The sequence below is a fragment of the Rhodococcus sp. ACPA1 genome, from assembly GCF_002300195.1.
GTDB lineage: Bacteria > Actinomycetota > Actinomycetes > Mycobacteriales > Mycobacteriaceae > Rhodococcus_F > Rhodococcus_F opacus.
On record NZ_NSDX01000004.1, the window covers coordinates 24,989 to 50,982 of the forward strand.

Annotated in this window: 24 protein-coding genes; 7 read left to right on the top strand and 17 right to left on the bottom strand. The window is 68.3% G+C overall.

The genetic code is table 11. The features are described 5' to 3' along the window. Window positions 1-56 precede the first annotated feature (56 nt). Genes CJ177_RS17995 through ssd form a run of 4 tightly spaced genes read right to left on the bottom strand, consistent with a single transcriptional unit; the run spans window position 57 to window position 3,713 of the window. On the bottom strand, window positions 57-644 hold the full coding sequence (locus CJ177_RS17995; protein WP_025431728.1) for a type II secretion system F family protein: 588 nt from the start codon (window positions 642-644) through the stop codon (window positions 57-59). After that, window positions 641-1,432, bottom strand: coding sequence for a type II secretion system F family protein (locus CJ177_RS18000; RefSeq protein WP_179443250.1), 792 nt, complete (start codon window positions 1,430-1,432; stop codon window positions 641-643). Before CJ177_RS18000 ends, CJ177_RS17995 begins: the two co-directional genes overlap by 4 nt. Next, window positions 1,429-2,631: a TadA family conjugal transfer-associated ATPase gene (locus tag CJ177_RS18005; protein WP_095868795.1), complete on the bottom strand. Its 1,203-nt coding sequence runs from the start codon at window positions 2,629-2,631 to the stop codon at window positions 1,429-1,431. The genes CJ177_RS18000 and CJ177_RS18005 overlap by 4 nt, the downstream gene beginning before the upstream one ends. Next, window positions 2,628-3,713 (bottom strand): septum site-determining protein Ssd, encoded by a 1,086-nt coding sequence (gene ssd, locus CJ177_RS18010; protein ID WP_095868269.1) that lies wholly within the window; start codon window positions 3,711-3,713, stop codon window positions 2,628-2,630. The genes CJ177_RS18005 and ssd overlap by 4 nt, the downstream gene beginning before the upstream one ends. A 382-nt stretch (window positions 3,714-4,095) precedes the next feature. On the opposite strand from ssd, the gene CJ177_RS18015 reads away from it, so the two are divergent. Beyond that, window positions 4,096-4,932 carry an HAD family phosphatase gene (locus CJ177_RS18015; protein WP_025431725.1) on the top strand — a complete coding sequence of 279 codons (837 nt, stop codon included), beginning with the start codon at window positions 4,096-4,098 and terminating at the stop codon, window positions 4,930-4,932. A 412-nt stretch (window positions 4,933-5,344) separates the two neighbouring features. Here CJ177_RS18015 and CJ177_RS18020 read toward each other — a convergent pair whose 3' ends face one another. From CJ177_RS18020 to CJ177_RS18040, 5 genes are all read right to left on the bottom strand, one after another. After that, window positions 5,345-6,094, bottom strand: coding sequence for a hypothetical protein (locus CJ177_RS18020; RefSeq protein WP_009477388.1), 750 nt, complete (start codon window positions 6,092-6,094; stop codon window positions 5,345-5,347). A gap of 31 nt (window positions 6,095-6,125) precedes the next feature. Continuing rightward, entirely contained in the window at window positions 6,126-7,871 is a 1,746-nt protein-coding gene (locus CJ177_RS18025; protein WP_095868270.1) for an ABC transporter ATP-binding protein, read from the bottom strand. Beyond that, complete coding sequence (locus CJ177_RS18030; protein WP_061041863.1) at window positions 7,868-8,842, bottom strand: ABC transporter permease; 975 nt, start codon at window positions 8,840-8,842, stop codon at window positions 7,868-7,870. The genes CJ177_RS18025 and CJ177_RS18030 overlap by 4 nt, the downstream gene beginning before the upstream one ends. Continuing rightward, window positions 8,835-9,761, bottom strand: coding sequence for an ABC transporter permease (locus CJ177_RS18035; RefSeq protein WP_005248477.1), 927 nt, complete (start codon window positions 9,759-9,761; stop codon window positions 8,835-8,837). Before CJ177_RS18035 ends, CJ177_RS18030 begins: the two co-directional genes overlap by 8 nt. A gap of 124 nt (window positions 9,762-9,885) precedes the next feature. Beyond that, window positions 9,886-11,502, bottom strand: coding sequence for an ABC transporter substrate-binding protein (locus CJ177_RS18040; protein ID WP_061041862.1), 1,617 nt, complete (start codon window positions 11,500-11,502; stop codon window positions 9,886-9,888). A gap of 316 nt (window positions 11,503-11,818) precedes the next feature. Here CJ177_RS18040 and acs point away from each other — a divergent pair, with 316 nt between their 5' ends. Beyond that, a complete protein-coding gene (gene acs, locus CJ177_RS18045) occupies window positions 11,819-13,783 on the top strand; it encodes an acetate--CoA ligase (RefSeq protein ID WP_095868271.1) in 1,965 nt (654 codons plus the stop codon). A 51-nt stretch (window positions 13,784-13,834) separates the two neighbouring features. Here the strand turns inward: acs and CJ177_RS18050 are convergent, their stop codons facing one another. Then, entirely contained in the window at window positions 13,835-15,652 is a 1,818-nt protein-coding gene (locus tag CJ177_RS18050; protein WP_095868272.1) for an adenylate/guanylate cyclase domain-containing protein, read from the bottom strand. A 73-nt stretch (window positions 15,653-15,725) separates the two neighbouring features. Next, window positions 15,726-17,111: an MFS transporter gene (locus CJ177_RS18055; RefSeq protein ID WP_005248481.1), complete on the bottom strand. Its 1,386-nt coding sequence runs from the start codon at window positions 17,109-17,111 to the stop codon at window positions 15,726-15,728. A gap of 176 nt (window positions 17,112-17,287) precedes the next feature. On the opposite strand from CJ177_RS18055, the gene nhaA reads away from it, so the two are divergent. From nhaA to CJ177_RS18070, 3 genes are read left to right on the top strand one after another with little or no spacing between them, the layout of a single operon-like run. Next, window positions 17,288-18,523, top strand: a complete 1,236-nt coding sequence (nhaA, locus tag CJ177_RS18060) for a Na+/H+ antiporter NhaA (RefSeq protein ID WP_005248482.1) — start codon at window positions 17,288-17,290, stop codon at window positions 18,521-18,523. Then, window positions 18,520-19,044: a phage holin family protein gene (locus CJ177_RS18065; RefSeq protein ID WP_005248483.1), complete on the top strand. Its 525-nt coding sequence runs from the start codon at window positions 18,520-18,522 to the stop codon at window positions 19,042-19,044. Before nhaA ends, CJ177_RS18065 begins: the two co-directional genes overlap by 4 nt. Before the next feature lie 9 nt (window positions 19,045-19,053). Next, window positions 19,054-19,992 carry an alpha/beta fold hydrolase gene (locus CJ177_RS18070; RefSeq protein ID WP_061044128.1) on the top strand — a complete coding sequence of 313 codons (939 nt, stop codon included), beginning with the start codon at window positions 19,054-19,056 and terminating at the stop codon, window positions 19,990-19,992. A gap of 7 nt (window positions 19,993-19,999) precedes the next feature. Here CJ177_RS18070 and marP read toward each other — a convergent pair whose 3' ends face one another. The 4 genes from marP to nth are packed head-to-tail and all read right to left on the bottom strand — an operon-like array spanning window position 20,000 to window position 23,465. Beyond that, window positions 20,000-21,190 carry an acid resistance serine protease MarP gene (marP, locus tag CJ177_RS18075; RefSeq protein ID WP_005248485.1) on the bottom strand — a complete coding sequence of 397 codons (1,191 nt, stop codon included), beginning with the start codon at window positions 21,188-21,190 and terminating at the stop codon, window positions 20,000-20,002. After that, window positions 21,187-21,948: a CoA pyrophosphatase gene (locus CJ177_RS18080; protein WP_025431724.1), complete on the bottom strand. Its 762-nt coding sequence runs from the start codon at window positions 21,946-21,948 to the stop codon at window positions 21,187-21,189. The genes marP and CJ177_RS18080 overlap by 4 nt, the downstream gene beginning before the upstream one ends. Then, window positions 21,945-22,607 carry a TlpA disulfide reductase family protein gene (locus CJ177_RS18085; protein ID WP_025431723.1) on the bottom strand — a complete coding sequence of 221 codons (663 nt, stop codon included), beginning with the start codon at window positions 22,605-22,607 and terminating at the stop codon, window positions 21,945-21,947. Before CJ177_RS18085 ends, CJ177_RS18080 begins: the two co-directional genes overlap by 4 nt. Window positions 22,608-22,619: 12 nt before the next feature. Further along, entirely contained in the window at window positions 22,620-23,465 is an 846-nt protein-coding gene (gene nth, locus CJ177_RS18090; protein ID WP_043943640.1) for an endonuclease III, read from the bottom strand. A 21-nt stretch (window positions 23,466-23,486) separates the two neighbouring features. Between nth and CJ177_RS18095 the strand changes: the two genes are divergently transcribed. After that, complete coding sequence (locus CJ177_RS18095) at window positions 23,487-23,759, top strand: hypothetical protein (protein WP_005248489.1); 273 nt, start codon at window positions 23,487-23,489, stop codon at window positions 23,757-23,759. Between the two features lie 219 nt (window positions 23,760-23,978). Continuing rightward, window positions 23,979-24,653: a Crp/Fnr family transcriptional regulator gene (locus tag CJ177_RS18100; RefSeq protein WP_005256089.1), complete on the top strand. Its 675-nt coding sequence runs from the start codon at window positions 23,979-23,981 to the stop codon at window positions 24,651-24,653. A gap of 64 nt (window positions 24,654-24,717) precedes the next feature. Here the strand turns inward: CJ177_RS18100 and CJ177_RS18105 are convergent, their stop codons facing one another. Both CJ177_RS18105 and CJ177_RS18110 read right to left on the bottom strand, forming a co-directional pair. Further along, complete coding sequence (locus CJ177_RS18105) at window positions 24,718-25,509, bottom strand: MBL fold metallo-hydrolase (protein ID WP_095868273.1); 792 nt, start codon at window positions 25,507-25,509, stop codon at window positions 24,718-24,720. A 4-nt stretch (window positions 25,510-25,513) separates the two neighbouring features. Beyond that, entirely contained in the window at window positions 25,514-25,990 is a 477-nt protein-coding gene (locus CJ177_RS18110) for a RidA family protein (RefSeq protein ID WP_095868274.1), read from the bottom strand. Window positions 25,991-25,994: the final 4 nt, after the last annotated feature.

Below are 25,994 nucleotides of genomic sequence, written 5' to 3' on the forward strand. Positions count from 1 at the left end.
GTGTTCCCCCTTCAGAGTGTCCGGCGCAGCGGTTCTGCGCCGGAAGTGTCGATGCGTCACAACAGCCCGCCGTCCAGCACCCGCGAGGCCAGCCCGACGACGACCGGGATGATGCCGAGACAGATGAATGCCGGCAGGAAGCACAACCCGAGGGGGCCACTGATCAGCACCCCCGCGCGTTCTGCCGACGCCGCCGCCAGATGCTCGACCTGGATTCGGCCGTCTGCGGCGAGTTCCGTCATCGAACCGGCGAGCGACGATCCCGATGCGGCCGACCGGCGCGCCATGCGGGCAAGGGATTCAGTGGCCGGGTCCGACGCCGCCACCTCCCATGCGGTCGCCGCATCCGCCCCTAACGACAGCAGGTCTGCGGCGCGGCGAAGCGATTCCGACAGCGGCGCGGGCGCCGACCGCGACACGGCCTGCGCCGCGGTCGCGACGGGCAGTCCGGCGCGCAGGCACGCTGCCAGCAGGTCGAAGGCCGCGGCGATCGCGAGCGGGTCCTCGCGGCGCGCGCCGTCGTCCACCGCGGACGCCGCGTCACCCGGGCCGACGCCGTCGCCGCGCAGTCGCTGCGCCGGCGATCTAGGTGTGGGGAGGACCAGCACGGCGCCGGCGAGGAGAAGCACCGCACACCAGATCATCCCGTCACCCGTCCGGTGATCCGGTCGGTCCACAACAGGCCCGCGCACACCAGCCCCGCACCGAGCAGCAACAGGATTCCACCCACACCGCCGCCGAACAGCACCGTCAGAGGGGACGCCCCCATCATCTGGCCGAGACCGACACCCAGGAGCGGCAGCCCGGCCAGTACGGTCGCCGTCGCCCTCGCCCCGGCCAGCGACGCCTCCGTTCGCCGACGGAAGCGACTGCGCCCCAACAGGTCCGTCCGTGCCGCCTCGAGCAGTTCCGCCAGTGCGAGACCGTGCGCGTCGGCCACCGCCCAGATATCGGCGATCCGCTCCAACTCGGTACCGACGCGGGAGTCCGCGATCCGGAACCCGTCGGCGGCCGACCCTCCGAGCCGCGAGCGCGCCGACGCGGCCCGGAATGCTGCCGACACACTGCCTGCGGACTCGTCGGCCGCCGTCTGGCATGCAGCAGCCGGATGGGCGCCCACCCGAAGTTCCGCCGTCACCACTTCGAGAATCGACAGTACGACACGCAGATCGGCGTCCTTCGCTTTCGCCGCCTTGCGTCGAGACGACCTGAAACGCACTGTTGCACAGACGATCGTCGCGGCGAGGACCGCGCACAGTCCGCCCAGTGCGTACATGATCGGAATGCCGGCCAGCGCCGCCGGAACCACCCAGGGCAGACGCAACCGGCGACGGGGACCTCCCCTGCCCGACACCGCGAGCAACCGGGGCCGCGATCTCGCGGACGGCACCGTCAGCACCGCGCAGGCGAGCACCACCAGACCGGCGATCACGACGGCACCTCCGTTCCCGAATCCGCCGGTCCACGGCGAGAACACAAGCGGCGGAGCCGATCCACCGCCGGACCCTCACCCGTGTCGTGGCTCCAGGCGGGCACGATCGTGACGTGCCCGTACTCGTCGCGGGTGACGACACCGATCTGCGTCAGCCGACGCGCCCCGCTCGAGGCCCGGTGGACGTGCAGGACCACCTGCACGGCGGCGGCCAGCTGACTGTGCAACGCCGAGCGGTCCATTCCGCCCAGTGCCGCAAGCGCCTCGAGCCGCGCCGGAACCTCCTCGGGTGAGTTGGCGTGCACCGTTCCGGCACCGCCGTCGTGACCTGTGTTGAGTGCCGTCAGCAGGTCGACGACCTCAGCGCCGCGAACCTCGCCGACGACGATCCGGTCGGGGCGCATGCGCAGGGATTGACGGACGAGGTCCCGGACGGTCACCTCACCCACGCCCTCGACGTTGGGTGCCCGAGCCACGAGCCGGACCACGTGAGGGTGCGTCGGCGCCAGCTCCGCGGCGTCCTCGACGCACACGATCCGTTCCGCCGGGTCCACCGCACCCAGCAACGCGGCCAGCAGCGTGGTCTTGCCTGCACCGGTGCCGCCGGTGACCAGGAAGGCGAGCCGCGCGTGCACGATCTTCACCAGCAGGTCGTGGGCCGCCTCGGCCACGGCACCGCGGGCGACGAGCGCGCCGAGCCCCTGGGTGGCCGGGCGCAGCACCCGCAGCGACAGGCAGGTGCCGCCCTGAGCCACGGGAGCGAGGACGGCATGCAGCCGCACGCCGAACGAGCCGTTTCCGACGTCCCGCAGTCTTCCGTCGACCCACGGCTGAGCGTCGTCGAGGCGGCGTCCGGCGGACAGCGCGAGACGTTGCGCGAGCCGGCGCACCGCCGCCTCGTCGGTGAACCGGACAGCTGCGCGTTCGAGGCCGCGGCCTCGGTCGACCCACACGCGGTCGGGCGCGGTGACGAGCACGTCCGCGACTCCGGGTTCCGTCAGCAACGACTCGAGTGGGCCGGCGCCGGTGAGTTCGGTCATGAGCACCCGCAGCGCCCCGAGCAGGTCGGTGTCGCCGAGCACGCCACCGGACTCGGTGCGGATGGCAGCGGCGACCGTGGCCGGCGTCGGCTCGCCGGACGTGTGCGCGAGACGTTCGCGCACCCGGTCGAGCAGGTCGGGGGTGACGAGGGAACTCATGCCGCCCACTCCCGCGACCGCGGTCTGCTGCCGACCGTGTCGAGGACCGCCTCTGCCGCGGCGCCCAGCGGGGAGCGCCGGCCCGGCCTGAGTCCGCCGTGTTCGAGCATTCCGGTGAGCGCGCGCTCGGCGCGCATCGACGCGATCAGCGGCAGGTCGAGAACCTCCGCCACGTCGGCGCCGCGGAGCCCACCGGGTGCCGGGCCGCGGACCACGAGTCCCTGGTTGGGGTTCCTCTCGGTGATCCACTGCGACACCTTTCCCGCGGCGATGCAGGCCCGGACGGTCGCGGGCACGACGAGGACCACCAGATCGGCGAGTTCGAGGACGGTTTCCGTGACCGGGCCGGGGAACCGGGACACGTCGCACACGACCAGATCGCCCGCATGGCGGCCGGCATCGGTGACCGCACGGACCGCGGCCGCTGTCGGTCCGGCGCCGTGCCCGGTCCTGCTGCAGGCGAGCACCCGCAGCCGGTCGCCGCGGGCGGGGAGGGCGTCCCGGAGCGCACCCGAGGAGATCCGGCCGCCCTCGATCGACAGACCCGACCATCGCAGTCCGGGCACGTCCTCGATGCCCAGCAGCACGTCGAGGCCGGACCCCCACGAGTCGGTGTCGAGCAGAAGCGTGGGCTGCGGTCGCGATGCCGCGGTGAGGGCTGTCGCCGCCGACAGTGTGGAGGCACCCGCCCCGCCACATCCACCGACGACGGCGACGACGGTTCCGTCCGCCTCGGGACGCTGAGGTTGCTCGCCGAGCACGGCGACCAGCGCCGACTCGTCCTCGGGCACCGCGAGCACGTGTTCCGCACCGACCGCGGTCGCGATCCGCCACTCGTCGATGCCCGGCGGTCCGTCGCACAGCAGCACCACACGGCGCCGGCGTGGGAGACGGTTGCGGCACGCTGCGGCTGCGCGTGCGTCGAGCACGACGATCGGGGCACTTCCCCAGACGTGCCGGGCGCCGGCGACGTCGACCTCGTTCAGCGCCCGGTCGGCCGCTGCCGCCACGCGCCTGATGCTGTGCAACAGCGCCGGGTCGTCGACCAGAACCAGCACTTCACCCCCGCCTTCTGCGTCCATGCAGCGAGCGTGCCCGCTGCCGGAGACCGCTGGAAGGGGCTCGGCTCGAACTGTGGACAACTTCGGCCCTGTGGATAGAAACTGGTACTACCGCACCAATTTCGGGGTTCCGATTCGGGAGAGGCGGCCGACCTGCCGCAGACAGAGGACGACCCTCGCCAGGGGGGGGAGGAGGCGAGGGTCGTCAGTGTTCAGCCCCGGGGGGTCGGGCTGAACATCGTCCGGATCAAATCCGAACATCAGCAATACTACACCTCCCCCGATCAGTATTTGCAAGTTCAACTGTTGAACGATCCGTCGTGTCGATAGTGCCGAAAGACCCTTCCTCCGGCCGTTCATACGAGCCCCCACCTCACCCGAAGTCCGCATATCCTTGGGAATTGTGACCGCGAAGCCACAGAGAAGTGCCAAGACAGGTCGACACACCGAGACAGGTCGGGTTGCCGCATTCTTCGACCTCGACAAGACGATCATCGCGAAATCCAGCACCCTCGCGTTCAGCAGACCGTTCTTCGACCAGGGCCTGATCAACCGCCGATCGGTTCTCAAGAGCAGCTACGCGCAGTTCCTGTTCCTGCTGTCGGGCGCGGACCACGATCAGATGGAGCGGATGCGCGCCTACCTCACGAGCATGTGCGCGGGCTGGAACGTCGACCAGGTCCGGTCCGTGGTCGCCGAAACCCTCCACGACATCGTGGACCCCCTGGTGTTCGCCGAGGCCGCCGACCTCATCGCGGACCACAAGCTGCGCGGCCACGACGTCATCGTGGTCTCGGCGTCGGGCGAGGAGGTGGTGGCGCCGATCGCCGACGCACTCGGCGCCACACGCAGCACTGCCACCCGCATGGCGGTCGCGGACGGGCTCTACACGGGCGAGGTGGAGTTCTACTGCTACGGCGAAGGCAAAGTGGACGCGATGCGGCAACTGGCCGACGAATACCACTACGACCTGTCGGCATGTTACGCCTACTCCGACTCCGTGACCGATCTCCCGATGCTGACCGCGGTCGGCCACCCGACTGCGGTCAACCCGGACCGGGCGTTGCGGAAGGCTGCGGCCGGAAACGGTTGGCCCATATTGACTTTCTCGAACCCGGTCTCCCTCCGGGCACGCCTCCAGGCGCCGTCCGCCACCACCGTCGCGACCACGGCGGCGGTGAGCGTCGGGGCCCTGGTCGCGGGCGCATTCACGTATGGAGTGTTGCGCCGCAAGCGCTGACCGCCGCAACCCGCGACACGGTCACAAACCGAATTTGATACTTGCTGTGAGGGGGGTCACGGGGTACAAAGGAGTTACGGAAGAACGGAAGGCCAAGGTCGACCCAGAAGAGAAGGATCGATCTCCCGACCAGGATTCCCAGCACGGGCACTAGGTACCCACGCGAAGCATAAGCCACTATAAGGGCAGAAGCGTTGTGGGCCTGCGAGACTCGAGTCTTCACCGGCAAGGACCCTGCACAGGTTGCAAGGACGACCCGACGATATTCGGACTCTCGCCGAGGCCACCCACACAACCCACATTGCACGCTTGGTAACCGGTTGTCCGTGCTAACGGGCGGCGAAGTCGACAGCAGTCGGCAGCGCCGCCCGTTTCACATGTTCGGGACTTCTTGCAACACAGGAGATTTCGGCTAACTCGCTGCGGCCTCCGCGATCGACGTGGCCTCCCGGGCTCCGGCCTCCAGAGCGCCGCAGCAGAGGACGACCCAGCTGCCCACACCCTCCGGCTCGCCCGACGCGAACGCGGCAGCCCCGTTGCGGTACGCCTGCTGCCGGCGCAACCAGCTGACCTCCGGGACCCCGAGGTTGTGCGGATCGAGCCCGCTCGCCACGGAAACCAGACGTGACGCGGCGCGCGCGACGATACCGTCACCGACCCCGAACGGCTTCAGCGTCAACAATTCCCCGTGCACCACGGCCGCCAGAACCGGCGCGGGCGCAGCTGTTCCTCCCGTCACGAGCTGGGCGAGACCGTCGAGCCGCTCCGCGACGCCGGACCCGGCACGTGGCCTGCCGAGCAATTCCTGATCCTCCACGAGATCGGCCGCGGCCAGCAGATGCAGCCGCGCGAGGGCCTGCAGGGGTGCCCGCTGCCAGGTGGACTGCAGAAGCGTGAGGGCATCACCGTCGAGGGCCTGCCCGACCCGCAGCGCCCCCGACAGAATCGGGTCGCCGGCCTCGCCGGGCGCGGGTAACTCGGTGCTGCCGCCGTCCAGCGACGCCGAGGCGCGGGCCGCCCGGACCGCCGCCTCGGCCGCCGTGGTCGGCCAGCCGCGCCGGTTGGTCTTGTGACGGTGAACCGCACCGAGCGCGTCGCGCGCACGGTCCGCGGCTTCGCGGACGCCGGGAAGGTCGACGAGGGGCTGCAACGGGTCGCTCACGTACCGGAACGCTACCCGGCGCCGTCCCGCGTCAGGCGCCGAGCCGGATCGATCCGCCGGGAATCGCATCCAGCAGCTTCCGCGTGTACTCCTCCTTCGGGGACGTGAAGACCTCATCCGTGGTCGCTTTCTCCACGATCGCGCCGGTGGACATGACGAGCACGTCGTCGGCGATCTGCCGCACCACCGCCAGGTCGTGGGTGATGAACAGGTACGTCAACCCCAGCTCCGCTTGCAGGTCGTTCAGCAGCGTCAGGATCTGGTCCTGGACCAGCACGTCGAGCGCCGACACCGCCTCGTCGCACACCACCATCTCCGGCTGCAGCGCCAGCGCCCGGGCGATCGCCACCCGCTGCCGCTGGCCACCGGACAGCTCGTTCGGGAACCTCCGCATCACCGAAGCCGGCAGCGCCACCTTGTCCAGCAGGTCGCGTACCCGCGCTTCCCGCTCCGCCTTCGTCCCCACCTTGTGGGTGCGCAGGGGCTCCTCGACGGTGCGGAAGATGGAGTACATCGGGTCGAGCGTGCCGTACGGATTCTGGAAGATCGGCTGCACCCGGCGACGGAACGCGAGCGTCTCCCGGCGGTCCAGCGTCGCGACGTCCTTGCCGTCGAACACGACATTCCCCGACGTCGGCGCGAGAAGCCCGAGGACCATCTGCGCAACTGTCGATTTACCCGACCCCGACTCGCCGACGATGGCCGTGGTCGTCCCGCGGCGGACCGCGAACGAGACGTCGTCGACGGCGGTGAAGTCGGTGGACTTCCGTAGCCCGTGCCGGATCTTGAACACCTTGGTCAGCCCGGTGGCCACGACCACGTCGTCGGTGGCCTTACCGAACTCGACGCCGATCTCGCCGTGCTGTTCGGCCTCGCCGACCACCTCGAGGGCGTGCTCCCGGATGTCCGCCCGGGCCAGCGAAGAACTCCGGCGTTGCGACGCCAGTGACGGCGCCGCCGCCACCAGCTTCCGGGTGTACGGGTGGCGCGGCCGCTGCAGGATCTCCAACGCCGGCCCCGCCTCGACCACCCGCCCCTTGCTCATGACGATCAGGTGCTCGGCCCGCTCGGCGGCCAGGCCGAGGTCGTGGGTGATGAGCAGGACCGCGGTGCCCAGCTCGTTGGTGAGACCGTCGAGATGGTCGAGGATCTGGCGTTGGACCGTGACATCGAGGGCCGACGTGGGCTCGTCCGCGATCAGCAGTTGCGGGCGGGCCGACAGCCCGATGGCGATGAGGGCGCGCTGGCGCATGCCGCCGGAGAACTCGTGCGGATACTGGCCCAGGCGGTCCTCGGCGTCGGCGAGTCCGGCCTCCGCGAGCAGCCCGGCGGCACGCGCCTTCGCAGCCTTTCCCTTCTCGATCCCGTTGGCTTCCAACGCCTCCTCGATCTGGAAACCGACCTTCCACACCGGGTTGAGGTTGGACATCGGGTCCTGCGGGACGAGGCCGATCTTCTGACCGCGCAGCGCGACGAACTCGCGCTCGGGCGCCTCCGCGAGGTCCTGCCCCTCGAACAGGATCTGACCGCCGGTCACCTTGCCCGTCCCGGGCAGCAGGTTGATGATCGCGTGGGCGGTCGTGGACTTACCCGAACCGGACTCACCGACGATCGCCACCGTCTGCCCCGGATACACCGTGAGACTGACACCGCGCACCGCGGGCACGAGCCCCGAATGGGACTGGAACGACACTTCCAGGTCCCGGATCTCGAGCAACGGCACCTCGTCGGCCGAATTCTGCGGTCCGGCTGGTTCGTTCGTGGACACCGCGCTCACCTCTTCCGGGCCTTGGGATCGAGCGCGTCCCGGAGAGCGTCGCCCATCATGATGAAACCGAGCACCGTGATCGCCAGCGCGGTCGCCGGGTAGAACAGGATCGGTGACCCCTGACGCAGCGTGACCTGGGCCGTGCTGATGTCTCCGCCCCACGAGATCTCGGTGGACGGCAGCCCGATGCCCAGGAACGACAGTGTCGCCTCGGCCACGATGTAAATGCCGAGCGAGATGGTCGCGATCACGATGATCGGGGCGAGGGAGTTCGGCAGCACGTGCCGGACGAGGGTGCGCACGTTCGACACCCCGAGCGCCCGCGACGCCATCACGTAGTCGTTGTTCTTCGCCGAGATCACCGCGCCACGAGCAATTCTCGCCATCTGAGGCCACCCGAACAGAGCGAGGACGACGATCAGCGTCCAGATGGTGCGGTCGGCGAACAGCTGCATCAGGACGATCGCGGCGAGGATGAGCGGGATGCCGAAGAAGATGTCGGCGATCCGGGACAGCAACGAGTCGGCCCAGCCGCCGTAGAAACCGGCGACCGCACCGAACACCACGCCCACGACGAGCACGATCGACGTGACACCGACACCCACCAGCACCGACGCCCGCGCCCCGTAGATCGTGCGGGAGTAGATGTCGCAGCCCTGCTTGTCGAATCCGAACCAGTGCCCCGCCGACGGACCCTGCATGCTGAACGCGAGATCGCAGAACCTGGGGTCGGTGCCGGTGAACAGACCGGGGAAGCCTGCCACGGCAATCACCACGACGATGATCACCGTGGCGACCAGGAACAGCGGACGTTTGCGGAGGTCCCGCCACGCATCCGACCACATGCTCGTCGGCGGCTGGTCGATGTGGACGGCGTCGGTCTCTCCCGGCGCCGCCACTTCTTCGGGTGCCACGAAATGCGCCTGACGGGTCTTCCGGTCGCCCGTCCGAGGCGACTCGTTCTCCACTTTCTCAGACATAGCGAATCCTCGGGTCGAGCGCGGCGTACAGGAGGTCGACGAGCAGGTTGGCGAGCAGATAGATGACGATCAGCACCGTCACGAAGGACACCACCGTCGGCGCCTCACCGCGGGTGACCGCCTGATAGATCGTGCCGCCGACACCGTTGATGTTGAAGATGCCCTCCGTGACGATCGCGCCGCCCATCAGGGTCGCGAGGTCGGCGCCGAGGAACGTGACCACCGGGATCAGCGAATTCCGCAGCACGTGCACCTGCACCACGCGGCGCCGCGAAAGACCCTTGGCCGTCGCGGTTCTCACGTAGTCGGCGGTGAGGTTCTCCGCGACCGACGTCCGGGTGAGCCGGAGAACGTACGCGAACGACACCGACCCGAGGACGAACGCGGGCAGCAGCAGATTCTTGAAACTGGTGTTGCCCCCGACCGTCGGCGGCACCAACCCCCATTTCACGCCGACGAAGAACTGGGCCAGGAAGCCGATGACGAAGATCGGGATCGCGATGATCACCAGGCTCACGAGGAGGACGGAACTGTCGAAGATGCCGCCCTTGCGGAGTCCGGCCCACAGGCCGAAGCCGATACCGAAGATCCCCTCGATGGCGAGCGCCATCAGGGACAACTTGATGGTGATCGGGAATGCCTGCGCCAGAACCTCACTGACGGGGCGACCGGAGAAGGACGTACCGAAGTCGAGGGTGAAGATGCCCTTCAGATACAGGAGGTACTGCGTCAGGAACGGCTCGTCGAGGTGGTATCGCTCACGGAGTTGGGCCGCCACCGCGGGGCTGAGTGCCTTGTCGCCGGCCAGCGCGGCAATCGGGTCTCCGGGCAGTAGGAACACCATCGCGTAGATCAGGAACGTGGCCCCGAGGAACACCGGGATCATCTGGAGCAAACGGCGACCGACGTACCAGAGCATCGGATCACCTCCTATTCGTCGGGAGCAGTGACGTCAGGAATCCGTAGCCTCGGCTCGTACTCCCGAGCGGGGCCGCGAACTGACAGCTCGCGGCCCCACCCGTCGTCGAAGAATCTCCGGTGCGTCAGTTCTTCTCGATGTCGGAGTACATCGGGATGCCCTTCCAGTCGATGACCACGTTCGACACGTTCTCCGACCAGCCGCTGGCAGCGTTGCGGTACCACGTCGGGACGGCAGGCAGGTCGCGCAGGAGAACTTCCTGCGCCTGGTTCAGCAGTTCCTGGGCCTTGTCGGGGTCGACCTCACCCGCGGAGGCACGCAGAAGCCGGTCGAACTCGGGGTTCGAGTAGTCACCGTCGTTGGAGCTGCCGCCGGTCTGGTAGTTCTGCGCGAGGAAGCCGTACTGCTGCGGGTAGTCGCCCTGCCACCCCGAACGGAACGCGCTGGGGATGGTGCGGTTGGTGGCCTCGGTGCGGATCTGCGCGAACGTGGGGTACTCCTTGCCCTTCGCGTCGATACCGAGGGTGTTGCGGATGTTGTTGGCGGTGGCGTCGACCCATTCCTTGTGGCCGCCGTCGCCGTTGTACGCGATCTCGAAACTGCCCGACCACGGGGCGATGGCGTCGGCCTGGGCCCACAGCCTCTTCGCCGCCTCCGGGTCGTACTTCAGGTTGCCGTTGCCGACGAGCGAATCCGACCAGCCCTCGATGGCGGGGCTGGTGAAGTCGAGTGCGGGGGTGCGGGTGTTGTTGTAGATCTGCTGGGTGATCTGGTCGCGGTTGATCGCCATCGAGATGGCCTGGCGGCGCAGCGTGCCCTCCTCACCGCTGAAGTGCGGCAGACGGCCCGGGATCGTGAACGTCTCGATGGTCGCGGACGGCTGGTTCACGGTGCGGCCCGGCAGGTCGGTCTCGAACGTCGTGACCGCGCTCGGCGGCACCTGGTCGAGGACGTCGACATTGCCTGCGAGCAGATCCGTGTACGCCGTGTCGAGGCTGTTGTACATGACGAAGTCGACGCCGGCATTCTTCGGCTTACGGTTGCCGTTGTAGTCGGGGTTCACGACAGTGTCGATCCGGACGTTGTGCTGCCACGCTCCGGGGCCGGACATCATGTACGGACCGTTGCCGATGGGATTCTCACCGAACGCCGCCATGTCCTGGTACGCGACTGCGGGCAACGGGTAGTACGCGGCGAACCCGAGGCGGTCCGGGAAGGCGGACTCGGGTTGCTTCAGTTCGATCGTGAACGTGGAGTCGTCGACCACCTTCAGTCCCGACATGGTCTGCACCGTCGGGTTCTCGGCGGCCACCTCGTCGTAGCCCTGGATCGGGTCGAAGAACGACGCTTGGATCTGCGCATTCGTGGACAGCGCGCCGTAATTCCAGGCGTCGACGAACGAGGCCGCCGTGACCGGCGTGCCGTCCGTGAACGTCCAGCCGTCCTTCAGCTTCACGGTGAAGTTCTTGCCGTCGGTCGTCTCGATCGACTCGGCGACCTCGTTGTTCACCCCGCCGTCGGAGTCGTAGGAGACGAGCCCCGCGAACAGCGAATCGACGACGCGGCCACCCTGATTCTCGCTGGTATTGGTGGGAATCAACGGGTTCTGTGGTTCGCTTGCCCAGGCGTTGACGATTCCGCTACCACCCCCGCTCGTCGAATCACCGGACGAGCAGGCGGACAGCATCCCTGCTGCCAGGCCGACCGCCACAACAGCGGTTGCCACACGTGTGATGCGCAAAACGATCCTCCCAGATCTGCGTGGTTCCGGGCAGCGGTTCCGGGCGCAGCCCGAATGATGGGATGACGATAAGTCAACGTTTCAATCTGTGTAGCCACGACGGACGAAACTCGTGCAATCGGCACCTGATCGAAACATCGTCGGCACGGGGGGCTCCACTCGTCGCCCCCGATCGCCGTCCGTCGCGCCCAGTCGACCGATCGTCGCAGAATATGGGCATGCAACCCTCTGCAACGGTGCGCTCGGGGGACCATGTGACTACCCTCACACGTGCTAGAAGTGCCGAATTCGAGACTGGAAAGAAGGCCGGGCCACAATGACCAGTGCAGCACAGGCGAGCGGAGCGACGGAGAAGTCGGAACATTCTGATTCCGTCCCGCAGGTGTATCCGCCGAGCCCCGAGTTCACCGCAACGGCGAACGCCGGCCCCGACCTCCAGGCTGCCGCCGACGAAGACCGTCTCGCGTTCTGGGCGAAGCAGGCCGAGCGCCTGCACTGGCACGCCCCCTTCTCCGAGGTTCTCGACTGGTCCGACGCGCCCGTCGCGAAGTGGTTCGTGAACGGACGGCTCAACGTCGCCTACAACTGCGTCGACCGCCACGTTCTCGCCGGCAACGGCGACCGCGTCGCCATCCACTTCGAAGGCGAACCGGGTGACACCCGCGACCTGACCTACAACGACCTGCTCGCCGAAGTGAGCAAGGCCGCCAACACCTTCACAGGCCTCGGCCTCGTCGCCGGCGACCGCGTCGCGATCTACATGCCGATGATCCCCGAGGCCATCGTCACCATGCTCGCCTGCGCCCGCCTCGGCCTGACCCACTCGGTGGTGTTCGCCGGCTTCTCCGCCAGCGCCCTGCGCTCACGCATCGACGACGCCGAAGCCAAGCTCGTCGTCACCGTCGACGGGCAGTGGCGCCGCGGCCAGGCCGCCCCCCTCAAGCCCGCCGTCGACGAAGCGGTGGACGGTGCCGAGTCGGTCAAGCACGTGCTGGTGGTCAAGCGCACCGGGATCGACGTCGACACCACCGAGGGTCGTGACCTGTGGTGGCACGAGACCGTCGAGAAGGCGGAGGGCACTCATCAGGCGCAGCCGTTCGACTCCGAGCACCCGCTGTTCATCCTGTACACCTCCGGCACCACCGGAAAGCCCAAGGGCATCATCCACACCTCCGGCGGTTACCTCACCCAGGCGTCGTACACCCACCACAACGTGTTCGACCACAAGGCGGGCGAGGACGTGTACTGGTGCACCGCCGACATCGGCTGGGTCACCGGCCACAGCTACATCGTCTACGGGCCACTCTCGAACGGTGTCACCCAGGTGGTCTACGAGGGCACCCCGAACTCCCCCGACGAGCACCGCCACTTCCAGATCATCGAGAAGTACGGCGTCAGCATCTACTACACCGCACCCACCCTGGTGCGCACCTTCATGAAGTGGGGCAGGGACATTCCCGACGCCCACGACCTGTCCTCGATCCGGCTCCTCGGCTCGGTCGGCGAACCGATCAACCCCGAGGCCTGGAAGTGGTTCCGTGAGGTGATCGGCGGGAACACGGCCCCGATCGTCGACACCTGGTGGCAGACCGAGACCGGCGCGATCATGATCTCCCCGCTGCCCGGGATCACCGCCACCAAGCCCGGATCGGCGATGGCACCGCTGCCCGGCATCTCCGCGAAGATCGTCGACGACGACGCCAACGAACTCGGCGCCGGCGGCTCCGGCTACCTCGTGCTCGACAAGCCGTGGCCGGCGATGCTCCGCGGCATCTGGGGCGACATGGACCGCTACCGCGAAACCTACTGGTCCCGCTACCCCGAGCAGGGCTGGTACTTCGCCGGCGACGGCGCCAAGTACGACGAGGACGGCGCCCTGTGGGTGCTCGGCCGCGTCGACGACGTCATGAACGTCTCCGGGCACCGCATCTCCACCTCCGAGGTCGAATCCGCCCTCGTCGGACACCACGGTGTCGCCGAGGCCGCCGTCGTCGGCGCCGCCGACGAGACCACCGGCCAGGGCATCGTCGCGTTCGTCATCCTCCGCGAAGGCGTCGAGAACACCGGCGACACCCTCATCGCCGAACTCAAGGCCGAAGTGTCCCGGGAGATCAGCCCGATCGCCAAGCCCCGCCAGATCACCATCGTCCCCGAACTCCCCAAGACCAGGTCGGGCAAGATCATGCGACGCCTGCTCAAGGACATCGCCGAAGGCCGCGACCTCGGCGACACGTCCACGCTCGTCGACCCCAAGGTCTTCGACGCGATCCGCGGCAAGTAGGACGCTCCGCGCCCCGTGAGTGGTTGACGAGTCCCTGCACTCCTCAACCACTCACGGGCGGCGAAGCCGCCACAACGTCTGCTCCTCGCCGATTCCCTTCAGACCGGTCGTGAAGACGTCGCACCGGTAGTCCGATTCCGCCAGCAGCGGCGCCACCTCCGGGTCGTCGTGAACGGCCCCGGACAGGACGATGTCGCCGCCCGCCGCACAACCCTGCACCCGCGCCGCCAGGTTGACGGTCGCGCCGAAGTAGTCGATCCGGCCGTCGTTGTCGATCATCACCGCGGGCCCCTGGTGCAGCCCGACTTTCAACGCCACCGAGTCGTCGTCGCCGAGGTGCCCGCGACGGAAGTCGTCCCAGCCGGACTGCATCGACGCCGCCGCCGACCAGGCCTCCCGCGCATCCGCGAACGTCGCCATGACCGCGTCGCCCATCTGCTTCACGACGCCGCCGTTCTCGCGCACCACGGCGTCACGCAGGTAGCGGAAATGGCTCTGCACGAACGCGAACGCCCGGACGTCCCCGATGCGCTCGTACAGGGCGGTAGACCCGCTCAGATCGGTGAACAGCACCGCCAGGTTCGCGATCCCGATCTCGTCGCCGGGCGCCACCCCCTGGTCCGGGAACAGGTCCTGGAAACCGTCGAGCGACGTGACGAGCGCGCCGGTCGCCGCGGCGTCCCTCCACCGCTCCCGCTCGACCACCACCAGCGCTTCGCCGGGGAGCCGGTTGTCGACCTCCAGCCGGATCGCTCCGTCGGTGTCGGGTGAACTCCGCACCCGGAGGTCGCCCGGCCCGCACTCGACCCGCAGCGTTCCACCTGCCGGGCCGACCTCGCAGGCCACCGGGGAGCCCACCTGACAGCAGCGGAGCCGCAGCCACCCCGGGTCGAGTTCGAGCCGCTCCGAACGCTGCTCCCCCGGCTCGAGCCGCAGCTGAGCCACCGCAGACGGTGAATTCGCCGGACCACCGATGCAGTACCGGGCCCGCTCCGCCCGGCGCACGGCCGCATTGACGTCGAAGCGGATCTCCACCGACCGTGCCAGGTCGGTGTCGAAGGCGATGTCGCAGGTGTCGCAGTGGACACGGCTCGCCAACTGTGAAATCCGGCCGGCGTCCTCGCGGACGGTCCGGCAGACGGGGCACAGCACGCTCCAGCTCAGATCCAGCAGTCCGCTGTCCGCGGCGTGGAGGAAGACGTACAGCAGCTGCATCCGATCGACACCCCAACGGTCCGCCAGCTCGAACGGCCGCATGCCCGTCACCTCCAGGTCGGAGGCGGTCCGCAGGTGGGATGCCAAGCGCCCGATGAGGTTCGGGGCATCGTGAGATCGGGACAGCTGTGCTGTGCGGAGTTCCAGTCGGCCGGCGTCGAGTTGCTCCGGCGGCGGCAGCGCGGGCACGGCATGCGTCTGCGGGTCGCGAACGTGGAGTTCCAACGCGCGTGCGAGCGCCACCGTCTTCCGTATACCCGTGCGCGCCAGCAGGGTTCGCGCCACGATCACCCCGAACCAGGTCCGCGGAACGATCCGGGCGAACACCTCGATTTCGGTCTCGTCGGCGGCCGGACGAAGCCGGACACCCGTGGAGACCTCCGCGAGCGGACCGCGGGAGAACCGACGAAGGACCTGGTAGAAGCGGCCTTCGATCCACTCGAACGGGAACTCCTCGTACCGCACCCGCCGCCCGTACGAACGGGTCTCCGCCGAATAGTGTCCCTTGCGCCGCCGGTCCAGCATCGGAGCGAAGTGCACCGGTGACAAGTCGATGTTGCGGTTGAGGCGATCGGTATCGGCGAGGAACGACCACAGATCCTGCTTCGGCAGCCGGATCCGGGCCGTCCTGGACAGCAGCACGGCTTTCGCCATGCAAGAACTATAGGCCGCTGCGCGGCCCGTGAGTGGTTGACGAGCCCCTGGACTCGTCAACCACTCACGGGGACTACGCCCCTACGTCGTCGAGGGACTGATCGCGGGTCTCGCGCATGACGAGCAGCGCGACGAAGGTGAGTGCAGCGGCGATCAGCAGGTAGATGCCCACCCAGCCGACGCCGTACGACGTGGCGAGCCAGGTGGCGATGAACGGCGCGACGGCGGCGCCGAGGATGCTGGCGGTGTTGTAGGCGATCCCCGAACCCGTGTAGCGCACGTTGGTCGGGAACAACTCCGGCAGAACGGCGCTCATCGGCCCGAAGGTCATGCCCATCAACAACATTCCGATGGCCAGGAATACGAGCATGCGGGCGTTGCCCATGCCCTCCTGGTTCAGCATCACGCCGAACGTGAGCCCGAAGACCATGATGCACCCGGTGATGGTGAGCAGCGTGATGCGGCGACCGAAGCGGTCGGCCAGCCACCCCGACACGGGGACGGCGGCCGCGAAGAACAGGACCGCGATCAGCTGGAGGACGAGGAAGTCGGTGTAGTGGAAGCCGGCTCCGGTTCCGCCCTGGGCGGGGGTCTTGCCGGTGCCGTAGCTGAGCACCCAGGTGGTCATGATGTAGAAGAGCGTGTAGGTGGCGAGCATGACGAACGTGCCGATGATCAGCTGACGCCAGCTGGTCTTGAACACCTCGGCCAGCGGGGTCTTCACCTTCTCGCCCCGCGCGACGGCGCGGGCGAACACGGGCGTCTCTTCGAGCTTCAGCCGCACGTACAGACCGATCATCACCATGATCGCGCTGAGCAGGAACGGGATACGCCAGCCCCAGGTGAGGAACGCGCCGTCCAGGTCGGGGCTGCTGTTGTCGTGGTCCAGGAACAGCGTGATGATCAGGAACAGACCGTTGGCGAGGAAGAACCCGATGGGCGCGCCGAGCTGCGGCCACATGGCCGCCCAGGCCCGCTTGCCCTTCTGTGCGGTCTCGGTCGCGAGCAACGCCGCGCCACTCCATTCACCGCCCAGTCCCAGGCCCTGACAGAAGCGCATCAACGCCAGCAGTGCGGGCGCGACGAGGCCGATCTGGTGGTACGTCGGCAGCAGGCCGATCACGAACGTGGCGATACCCATGGTGAGCAGTGAGCCGACGAGCGTCGTCTTGCGTCCGATGCGGTCGCCGAAGTGGCCGAACAGGATCGAGCCGAGCGGCCGGGCGACGAAGGCCAGACCGAACGTGGCGAGGGACGCCAGCAGGGCGGTGGTGCCGTTTCCCTTGGGGAAGAACAGGTGCGGGAACACCGACACGGCCGCGGTGGCATAGATGTAGAAGTCGTAGAACTCGATGGATGTTCCCACCATGCTCGCGACGACGATCCGGCTTCTGGGTACGCCTGCGACGGTGGCCCCGCCGTCCGGTTCTGGCTTCGACGTATCGACGGCACTGCTCACTCGACTTACTCCTGCACGATGCTATTTCAACTATTGGGACGAGAGTCCATTCCTTAGGAATTGAACACCTCGTGTCTTTCGCTTGGCAAATTGGATAAGCTCTACTCGGTGCGCCGGGAAGTCTGGTCGGCAGAGCATTTGCCGTACCCGCACCACATCGAAAGCGAGCGCCCCCGGTGACCCAGCCCCTCCGCTCCGAACTCTCCCGCTACCTCCGCACCGAGACGGTCGGCGGTTCGATCCTGCTCGTCGCCGCGGCGGTCGCCCTCGTGTGGGCGAACTCCCCCGTCTCGGATTCGTACTTCGCACTGCGCGACTGGCAGATCGGCCCGGAGGCACTCCACCTGAACCTGACGGTCGGGACATGGGCGCAGGACGGGCTGCTGGCGGTCTTCTTCTTCGTCGCCGGCCTCGAACTGAAGCGAGAAATGGTGGTGGGCGAACTCGCCGACCGCAAACGTGCCCTGCTCCCGATCATCGCGGCCTGCGGCGGTGTGGTCGTGCCCGCGATCATCGCCGCGACGATCGGCGCCGGCACACCCGGCATGGAACGGGGCTGGGCGATCCCGGTCGCCACCGACATCGCGTTCGCACTGGGTGTGCTGGCGCTGACCGGGTCTCGCATCCCGGCCAGCGCCCGGGTGTTCCTGCTCAGCCTGGCCGTCGTCGACGACCTTCTCGCGATCGTGCTCATCGCGGTCCTGTTCACCAGCTCGATCGCCCTGCTGTGGCTGCTGGGCGCCGCCGTGTGCCTGGCCGTCTACGCGTTCGCCCAGCACCGGCGCATCACCACCCCACTGCTCTACGTTCCACTCGCACTGCTCACCTGGTACTGCATGCACGACGCCGGAATCCACGCCACGCTCGCCGGTGTCGCGCTCGGCCTCCTCACCCGGGTCCGGCGCGACCCCGGCGAGAGAGAATCCCCGGGCGCCCGCCTCGAGCACCGCATCCAGCCGCTGTCGGCAGGCGTCTGCGTCCCGCTGTTCGCCCTGTTCGCGTCCGGCGTGGCCCTGAGCAGCGAGCTCCTCGGGCAGCTGTTCACCAACCCCATCTCGCAGTCCGTGATCGCGGGGCTCCTCGTCGGCAAGACCGTCGGCATCTTCGGCATCTCCTGGCTCGCAATCCGCCTGGGTATCGCGAAGAAGCCGCGAGCACTGGGGTTCCGGGACATGTTTGCCCTCTCAGTGCTCGGTGCGATCGGGTTCACCGTTAGCCTTCTCGTAGCGGATCTCGCGCTTGCGGGAATCGGTGACGGCAGCGAGGCCGAAATAGCTAAGGTCGCGGTGCTCGTGACATCGTTGACAGCGTCGCTGATCGGATCAGCGTTACTGTGGCGACGCGGTCGGGCCCATGCGGCCCGGAAGGATGACTCGGAAGTGCAAGAGCTACCTGGAGGGGTCGACAAGTGAGCATCACTCACGGCAAGGGAGACAGCCCGCGATACACGGGAGACGGGGTGCCGAACACGGTGTCGTCGATCCCGCTCACGGACGTGGACGCTCAGACACCCGGCGAGGCGAGCCTCGGCACGCTGGTCAAGCATGCGACCGCGCAGGTGTCCACCCTGGTCCGCGCCGAGGTCGAGCTCGCCAAGGCCGAGGTCACCGGTGAGGTCAAGAAGGGCCTGCAGGGCAGCCTGTTCTTCATCCTCGCGTTCACCGTGCTGCTGTTCAGCTCGTTCTTCTTCTTCTTCTTCCTCGCCGAACTCCTCGACGTGTGGATCGCCCGCTGGCTGGCGTTCCTGATCGTCTTCCTGATCATGGTCGTGGTGACCGCGGTCCTCGCGCTGCTCGGTTATCTGCGGGTACGCAAACTCCGCGCACCGGAGAAGACCATCGACTCGCTGAAGCAGGCCAAGACGGTGCTCCCGACGTCGTACTCGGATGCGGAAGCCCATCTCGCGTCGTCCAGCGGACGTCACGCGCGGTAACTCGCTCCTGTGGCACCACCCGATCCGTCTACCGTCCGTTTCGACGGCCCCTGGATTCATCGCGACATCCATGCCAACGGAATCCGCTTCCACACCGTCGAGGTCGGCGCATCCGCACCGGATGCGCCGCTCGTCGTCCTGCTGCACGGATTCGCGGACTTCTGGTGGTCGTGGCGCCATCAGCTGACCGCGCTGTCCGCGGAGGGGTACCGGGCCGTCGCCGTCGACCTCCGCGGCTACGGCGATTCCGACAAACCGCCGCGCGGCTACGACGGGTGGACGCTGGCCGGCGACATCGCCGGCCTCATCCGGGCGATGGGCTACGGCGAGGCCACCCTCGTCGGGCACGCCGACGGCGGCCTCGTCTGCTGGGCGACGGCCGTCCTCCACGCTCGCCTCGTCCGGTCGATCGCACTGGTCAGCTCGCCGCATCCCGTCGCGCTCAAGCAGGCCGTCCTCCACGACCGCTACCAGCGCAAGGCCCTGCTGCCCTCGTTCGTCTCCTGCCAGGTGCCGTGGCGTCCCGAACGTCGCCTCACCCGCGACAACGGGTCGGAGGTCGAACGGTTGATCCGCGAACGCTCCGGACCCGCCTGGACGGAGAACCCGGAATTCGACGTCGTGATGTCACGGATGCGCTCGGCGATTCAGATTCCCGGGACCGCGCACTGCACCCTGGAGTATCAGCGGTGGGCGTTCCGCAGCCAGTTCCGCCCGGACGGCAGCCGGTTCATGGCATCGATGGATCAGACGCTGCGGATCCCGGTCCTGCACCTCCACGGCGACCTCGACCCGTACGTGCTCGCGGACACCGTGCGCCGCAGCCACCGCTTCGCACCCACCCAGCAGATGCACACCGTCACCGGTGTCGGCCACTACGCGCACTGGGAAGCCCCGGAGCGGGTCAACGCCGCCCTGCTGGACCTCGTCGCACCCCGCACCGTCTGACCGACGGTCAGAGGATGCACGCCCCGGTGTCCACGGCGACGGACGCCCCGGATGCCGCCTGCAGCTGACGCGACACCTCGGCGGCGGTGAGCACGAACCCGGTGTCGCTGTTGTCGACGGCGGCGCCGAACACCACCCCGAGCACCCGGCCGTCGCTGTCGACGAGCGGTCCACCCGAGTTGCCCTGCCGAATGGAACCGCGGACCGTGTACACCTCACGCTGGACCGTTCCCGCCCGGTAGATGTCGGGACCACTGAGGTCCAGGATCTCCCGGATCCGGGCGGCGCTGGCCGTGTACGGCCCGCCGCCCGGGTAGCCGAGCACCAGGGCGTTGTCGCCGGTCCGGGCCGGCTCAGGCGCGAAGTTCAGGACGGGGGCGTCCAGTCCGGGCACCTCGAGCACCGCGACATCGGCGGACGGGTCGAACAGCACGACCTCGGCGTCCATCGGCCCGTTCGCCGTGTCGACGACGATGCCCGCCGTTCCCGCAACCACGTGGGCGTTGGTCATCACCCGGTCGGGCGCCACGACGAATCCGGATCCCTCGAGCGCCCGCTGGCAACTCGGGGCCACACCCCGGATCCGCAGCACGCTCGACTGCAGCGAGGACGCGACGGGACTCTCCAGGACGCTGGCATCCGGCGGGTCGACGGTCGTGATGGGGGTGCGCCCGAACGGCCCGATGACGTCGGGAAGCCCGGACGTGTCGAGCAGGGCGGTGAACTCGGTGGGCAGTTGCCGCATCCATGCGGGCGCGATGTTGTCGACCGTTTCGAGGACGCTCGACCCGCGCACCGCCGCCGCCAGCTGAGGTTGGGACGAGGACGTGAGCGGGATCGCCAGCAGCCAGGCCGCGACGAACACCGCGACGGCCTGCACGCAGGCGCCGATCACGCTGTCGACGGACCGCGCGACCGGACTGTGCATACTTCCCCGCGCGGCGCGGCCGAGGACCATGCCCGCGACTTCGCCGACGATCACCAGCACCACGATCAGGGCGATACCGACCAGCACGCGACCGCGGCCCTCGTCCACGTGCACCAGCACGTGCGGGGCGATCAGGATGCCCGCCACCGCACCGAGCACGACCCCGATGAAAGCGAGCACCGACGCCACCGCACCCTGCCGCCAGCCGGACGTCGCGGCGACGAACGCGATCAGCACGATCGCCAGGTCGATCCAGTGCGAACCCGTCATCGCTCGGCCGCCGGCCGGCCGTGACCGTGGGTCAGATGGTCGTCGTCCAGATCGTTGTCGAGTTCGGCGAGGACGGTGTCGAGGTCGCGGATGTCGTGGCGGTCCCACTCCTGCTCCCAGCCGGAGACCGCGAACAGCGCGGCCAGGATGCCTGCCGTGAAACCCCAGACGAGCATGCCGTCGACGGCGAACGCGGGACCCTGGTATCCGGCCGGGTGCCGCACCTGGAACCGGTTCCGCGGATCGATCAGGGTGTGCACGGGAACCCGGGCGACGCGTTCCGCCTCCGCGGGATCGACCACGCCGACCTCGCTGGGCTTCTCCCAGTACGCGAGGACGGGAGTGACGTCGAAGCCGGACGGCGGGATGAAGATCTCCTCGAGCACGGCGAGCGGACGGACACCGGACGGGTCGAGTCCCGTCTCCTCCTGGGCCTCCCGCAGCGCGGTAGCGATGGGTCCCTCGTCGCCGGGATCGCTGGCGCCCCCGGGGAATGCCACCTGACCACTGTGCTGACGCATCGTGGACGCACGCTGAGTGAGCAGGATGTCCGCGTCGGCGGGCAGGCCTCCCGACATCAGCGGGTCCGCCTCGACGGGGCCGCCGAACAACACGAGCACCGCCGCCTCACGGGTGGTCGCGCCGCGGGGTGCGCGCCGATCGAGAACGGGGTTGATCCTGTGCGGGTCGGCCGGGGTCCGGTGCACGACCCTGCGCAGCCACGGCGGAACGGCGACACCGTCCACGGAGTTCGTCATGCCGCCACCCCCAGGTTCTGTTCGACGGCGTCCGCGATCTCGTCGACGCTGCGGAACGGCTGCGGCAGGACCTTCGCCACCGTGCCGTCGGGCCGGATCAGCACCGAGACGGGCAGGACCGGCGGGGCTCCGACCGCGACGCGGACGCGCCCGTCGCCGTCCTGCACACCGGGCAGGGTGACGGAGTAGTCGACGAGCCGGGACAGCGCGCTGGACTCGTTGGGATCGGTGTGCACCGTAAGCACGGTAACCGCGTCGCCCGCTCGATCCGAAAACTGCTGCATATAGGGCAGCTCCTCGGCGCAGGGGCCGCACCAGTAGGCCCACAGGTTCAGCAGCGCCGGTTTACCACCGAGCGCGGCGGCCAGATCCACCTGGCTGCCGTCGGCCACGCATTCCAGTGTGATGCCGGACAGCACCGAACCCGGCGCAGGCTCGGACGTGGCCGTCGAGGCCGGGCACGATTCCAGACCCGCCTGCGTCCTGAGTGCCGCGAGCGCGTCGGGATCGGCGCTCACCGCCGTCGGGGTACGGCCACCCGAACCGAACCGGTCCTGGTACGACGGCGTCTCCGCGTCGTCACCCCGCGGCCAGATCGCGACGACGAGAGCCACCACGACCACGAGGGCGGCCAGACTCCACCGCGCTGCGCTAGACACTCGTATCTACCCTCACCTGCCGGCCAGACGCAGCAGATGCTCCGTCTCCGGTCCACGAACCAGTTCGGCGGCGACGTCGGGGTCGATCGGGCCCAGCCCGTACGACGGACAGTCCTTGGCGAGCACACACACCCCGCAGGCGGGCTTGCGGGCGTGGCAGACGCGCCTGCCGTGGAAGATCACGCGGTGCGAGAGCAGCGTCCACTCCTTGCGCTCGATCAGGGCGCCGATCGCGTGCTCGACCTTGACCGGGTCTTCCTCCTCGGTCCACTTCCAGCGTCGGACGAGCCTCCCGAAGTGGGTGTCGACGGTGATTCCCGGCACATCGAACGCGTTGCCGAGGATCACGTTGGCCGTCTTCCGCCCGATCCCGGGCAGCGTCACGAGGTCCTTCAGGTTGCCGGGGACCTCGCCGTCGAAGCGTTCGAGCAGAGCCTGCCCCAGCCCGATCAGAGAATTCGTCTTGTTGCGGTAGAAGCCCGTGGACCGGATGTACTCCTCGAGTTCGGTGCGTTCGGCCTCCGCGTACGCCTTGGCGTCGGGATAGCGGGCGAACAGCGCCGGCGTCACCATGTTCACCCGCACGTCAGTGCACTGCGCGGAGAGGATGGTCGCGACGGCGAGGTCGAGTGGGGTGGTGAAGTCGAGCTCGCAGTAGACGTGTGGGAAGGCCTCGGCGAGCCGCCGGTTCATTCTCCGGGCGCGCCGGACGAGTCCGATCCGGGTTTCGTCCTGTTTCGCGGCCCGCGAACGGGTGCGTCCACGCACTTCGGAGCCGTCGCTGGGGGTCGCATGCACGGGATCAACTCTACGGATACCCGACCGATCCGAATCGCCGCTGTGTCGCTTCTGAGACATTTCCAGTGTTTACTTCCCGGTATGCAAGGTCTCGCTGTGGTCCTCTTCCCAGTGCTGCTGATGCTGTTTGCGCTGGCAATGGAGCGGGTGGAGTTCAGACTCCGCCGGCTCACGGTTCGTCAGCAAGAGGTGGAAGAGTTCCTCGACCAGGCAAGTCACGACGAAGTGGCCACCCTGGCCCACGAAGGTTTCCCCCACGCATTGGCACGCTTCCATCGACGTCGCAAGGGTCGGTCGGGCTTCGAATCCGACGACGCCGCCGTCACCGAAGTGGGCTCACGGCGCGCCAGCTGAGCGCTGGGCAGCCCCCGAATCAGCACACCGCAGGACGCATCCCCCGGTTAACTTTTGCGACTTCCGTGGTATCGGTCACTCAGACCGAGCCGTCTCAACGTAGACTTCAGAGCCGTACCTGTTGCACAGCGACACGCCGCGGATCACCGGGGCATCGTCGACATGCAGCAAATCGCGCACAATATGCATACAGACGAACAATATTCCCAAGGAGCGCACGTGGACGACGTCCTGGCAAGAGCCGGCATCTTCCAAGGAGTCGAGCCCTCAGCGGTAGCGGCGCTGACCAAGCAGCTGCAGCCTGTCGACTTCCCCCGCGGACATGTCATCTTCAACGAAGGTGAGCCCGGTGACCGCCTGTACATCATCGTTTCGGGCAAGGTGAAGATCGGCCGCCGCTCGCCGGACGGCCGTGAAAACCTGCTGACGATCATGGGCCCGTCCGACATGTTCGGTGAGCTGTCCATCTTCGACCCGGGTCCGCGTACCTCCACCGCCACGACGGTCACCGAGGTCCGCGCGGTCAGCATGGACCGCGAAGCGCTCAAGGCGTGGATCGACCACCGCCCCGAGATCGCCGAACAGCTCCTGCGGGTGCTCGCGCGCCGTCTGCGTCGTACCAACAACAACCTGGCCGACCTCATCTTCACGGACGTCCCCGGTCGTGTCGCCAAGGCGCTGCTGCAGCTCGCGCAGCGGTTCGGCACCCAGGAGGCGGGCTCGCTGCGCGTCACCCACGACCTCACGCAGGAAGAGATCGCCCAGCTCGTCGGCGCTTCCCGTGAGACCGTCAACAAGGCGCTCGCCGACTTCGCGCACCGCGGATGGCTGCGCCTCGAAGGCAAGAGCGTGCTGATCTCCGACTCCGAGCGCCTGGCACGTCGCGCGCGGTAGTCCCCGCACCTACGACTGCGGCCACCCCCTCACCGCGAGGGGGTGGCCGCAGTCGTTTCAGCGACTAGTCGAGGCTGCGCAGGTAGGCGAGCTGCACGTTGACGGACTTCTCCGCCACCGGCCACAACTTCGGGTCGACATCGGAGTAGACGTGCTCGACCACCTCGCGGACGGTGGGGGTGCCGCCGAGCTCGCCGATCGCGGCCCGCACCTGGTCGAGTCGCTCCTCGCGATGATCGAGGTACTCCTGCGCGACGACGTTCAGTTCGGGCAGTTCGGGTCCGTGGCCGGGCATCACCCGGTGTCCGGATCCGAGGTCCAGCAGGCGGCGCAGCGACGACAGGTAGTCGCCGAGGTCGCCGTCCGTGTCGTCGAGCACGGTGGTGCCGCGGCCGAGGATCGTGTCGCCGGTGAGGACGGTGCCCTCACCTTCCACGGTGAAGGACACCGAATCCTTCGTGTGCCCGGGCGTGGCGATCACCGTGAGGGTGAGCCCCGCGACGTCGATGGTCTCGCCGTCCACGAGGGTGTCTCCGCCGCCCCGAAGGAATTCGGGATCCACCGAACGCACGGGCGCACCGGTCAGTTCGAAGAACCGCTGCACTCCCCCGGTGTGGTCGAAATGACGGTGCGTGATCAGCGTCAGCGCGACCGGTCCGAGTGCCGCGACGCGGGCGAGATGCTCCTCGTCGGCGTCACCCGGGTCGACCACCACACACTCGTCCCGTCCCGGCGCACGCAGAATCCACGTGTTGGTTCCGTCGAGCGTCATCATGCCGGGGTTGTTCTCGAGCATCACCGAGACGATCGGGGTGACCTCCCGCACCTGGGCGTAGGCCGGATGGGCAAGCGTCATGGCACTACGACTCCGGCCGCACTTCGGCGATCAGTTCCACCTCGACGGGTGCGCCGAGCGGCAACTCCGCGACGCCGACGGCCGAACGCGCGTGGGCACCCGCGTCCCCGAACACCTCGCCGAGGAATTCGGAAGCGCCGTTCACAACACCGGGCTGACCGGTGAATCCCTCGGCCGACGCGACGAATCCGACGACCTTCACGATCCGCACCACCGAGTCGATGCCGACGAGCGCGTCGACCGCCGCCAGCGCGTTGAGTGCGCAGGCCCGGGCCGCGGCCTTGGCGTCTTCGTCCGACACGCCTGCGCCGAGCTTGCCCGCGATCGTCAGCTTGCCCTCGACGATCGGCAGCTGCCCCGACGTGTAGACGTAGTTGCCGGTGCGCACGGCGGGCACGTAGGCGGCCACCGGCGGAACGACGGACGGCAGCGTGATGCCGAGCTCGGCGAGGCGAGCGGACCAGTTCTGTGTCTCTGCCACGGCC

What these genes read in the sequence shown, in the direction of transcription:
- CJ177_RS17995 (WP_025431728.1), bottom strand. Translation starts at nt 644, where the DNA reads ATGATCTGGTGTGCGGTGCTTCTCCTCGCCGGCGCCGTGCTGGTCCTC.
- CJ177_RS18005 (WP_095868795.1), bottom strand. Translation starts at nt 2,631, where the DNA reads ATGAGTTCCCTCGTCACCCCCGACCTGCTCGACCGGGTGCGCGAACGT.
- ssd (WP_095868269.1), bottom strand. Translation starts at nt 3,713, where the DNA reads ATGGACGCAGAAGGCGGGGGTGAAGTGCTGGTTCTGGTCGACGACCCG.
- CJ177_RS18030 (WP_061041863.1), bottom strand. Translation starts at nt 8,842, where the DNA reads ATGTCTGAGAAAGTGGAGAACGAGTCGCCTCGGACGGGCGACCGGAAG.
- CJ177_RS18035 (WP_005248477.1), bottom strand. Translation starts at nt 9,761, where the DNA reads ATGCTCTGGTACGTCGGTCGCCGTTTGCTCCAGATGATCCCGGTGTTC.
- acs (WP_095868271.1), top strand. Translation starts at nt 11,819, where the DNA reads ATGACCAGTGCAGCACAGGCGAGCGGAGCGACGGAGAAGTCGGAACAT.
- CJ177_RS18050 (WP_095868272.1), bottom strand. Translation starts at nt 15,652, where the DNA reads ATGGCGAAAGCCGTGCTGCTGTCCAGGACGGCCCGGATCCGGCTGCCG.
- marP (WP_005248485.1), bottom strand. Translation starts at nt 21,190, where the DNA reads ATGACGGGTTCGCACTGGATCGACCTGGCGATCGTGCTGATCGCGTTC.
- CJ177_RS18080 (WP_025431724.1), bottom strand. Translation starts at nt 21,948, where the DNA reads ATGACGAACTCCGTGGACGGTGTCGCCGTTCCGCCGTGGCTGCGCAGG.
- nth (WP_043943640.1), bottom strand. Translation starts at nt 23,465, where the DNA reads ATGTCTCAGAAGCGACACAGCGGCGATTCGGATCGGTCGGGTATCCGT.
- CJ177_RS18095 (WP_005248489.1), top strand. Translation starts at nt 23,487, where the DNA reads ATGCAAGGTCTCGCTGTGGTCCTCTTCCCAGTGCTGCTGATGCTGTTT.
- CJ177_RS18105 (WP_095868273.1), bottom strand. Translation starts at nt 25,509, where the DNA reads ATGACGCTTGCCCATCCGGCCTACGCCCAGGTGCGGGAGGTCACCCCG.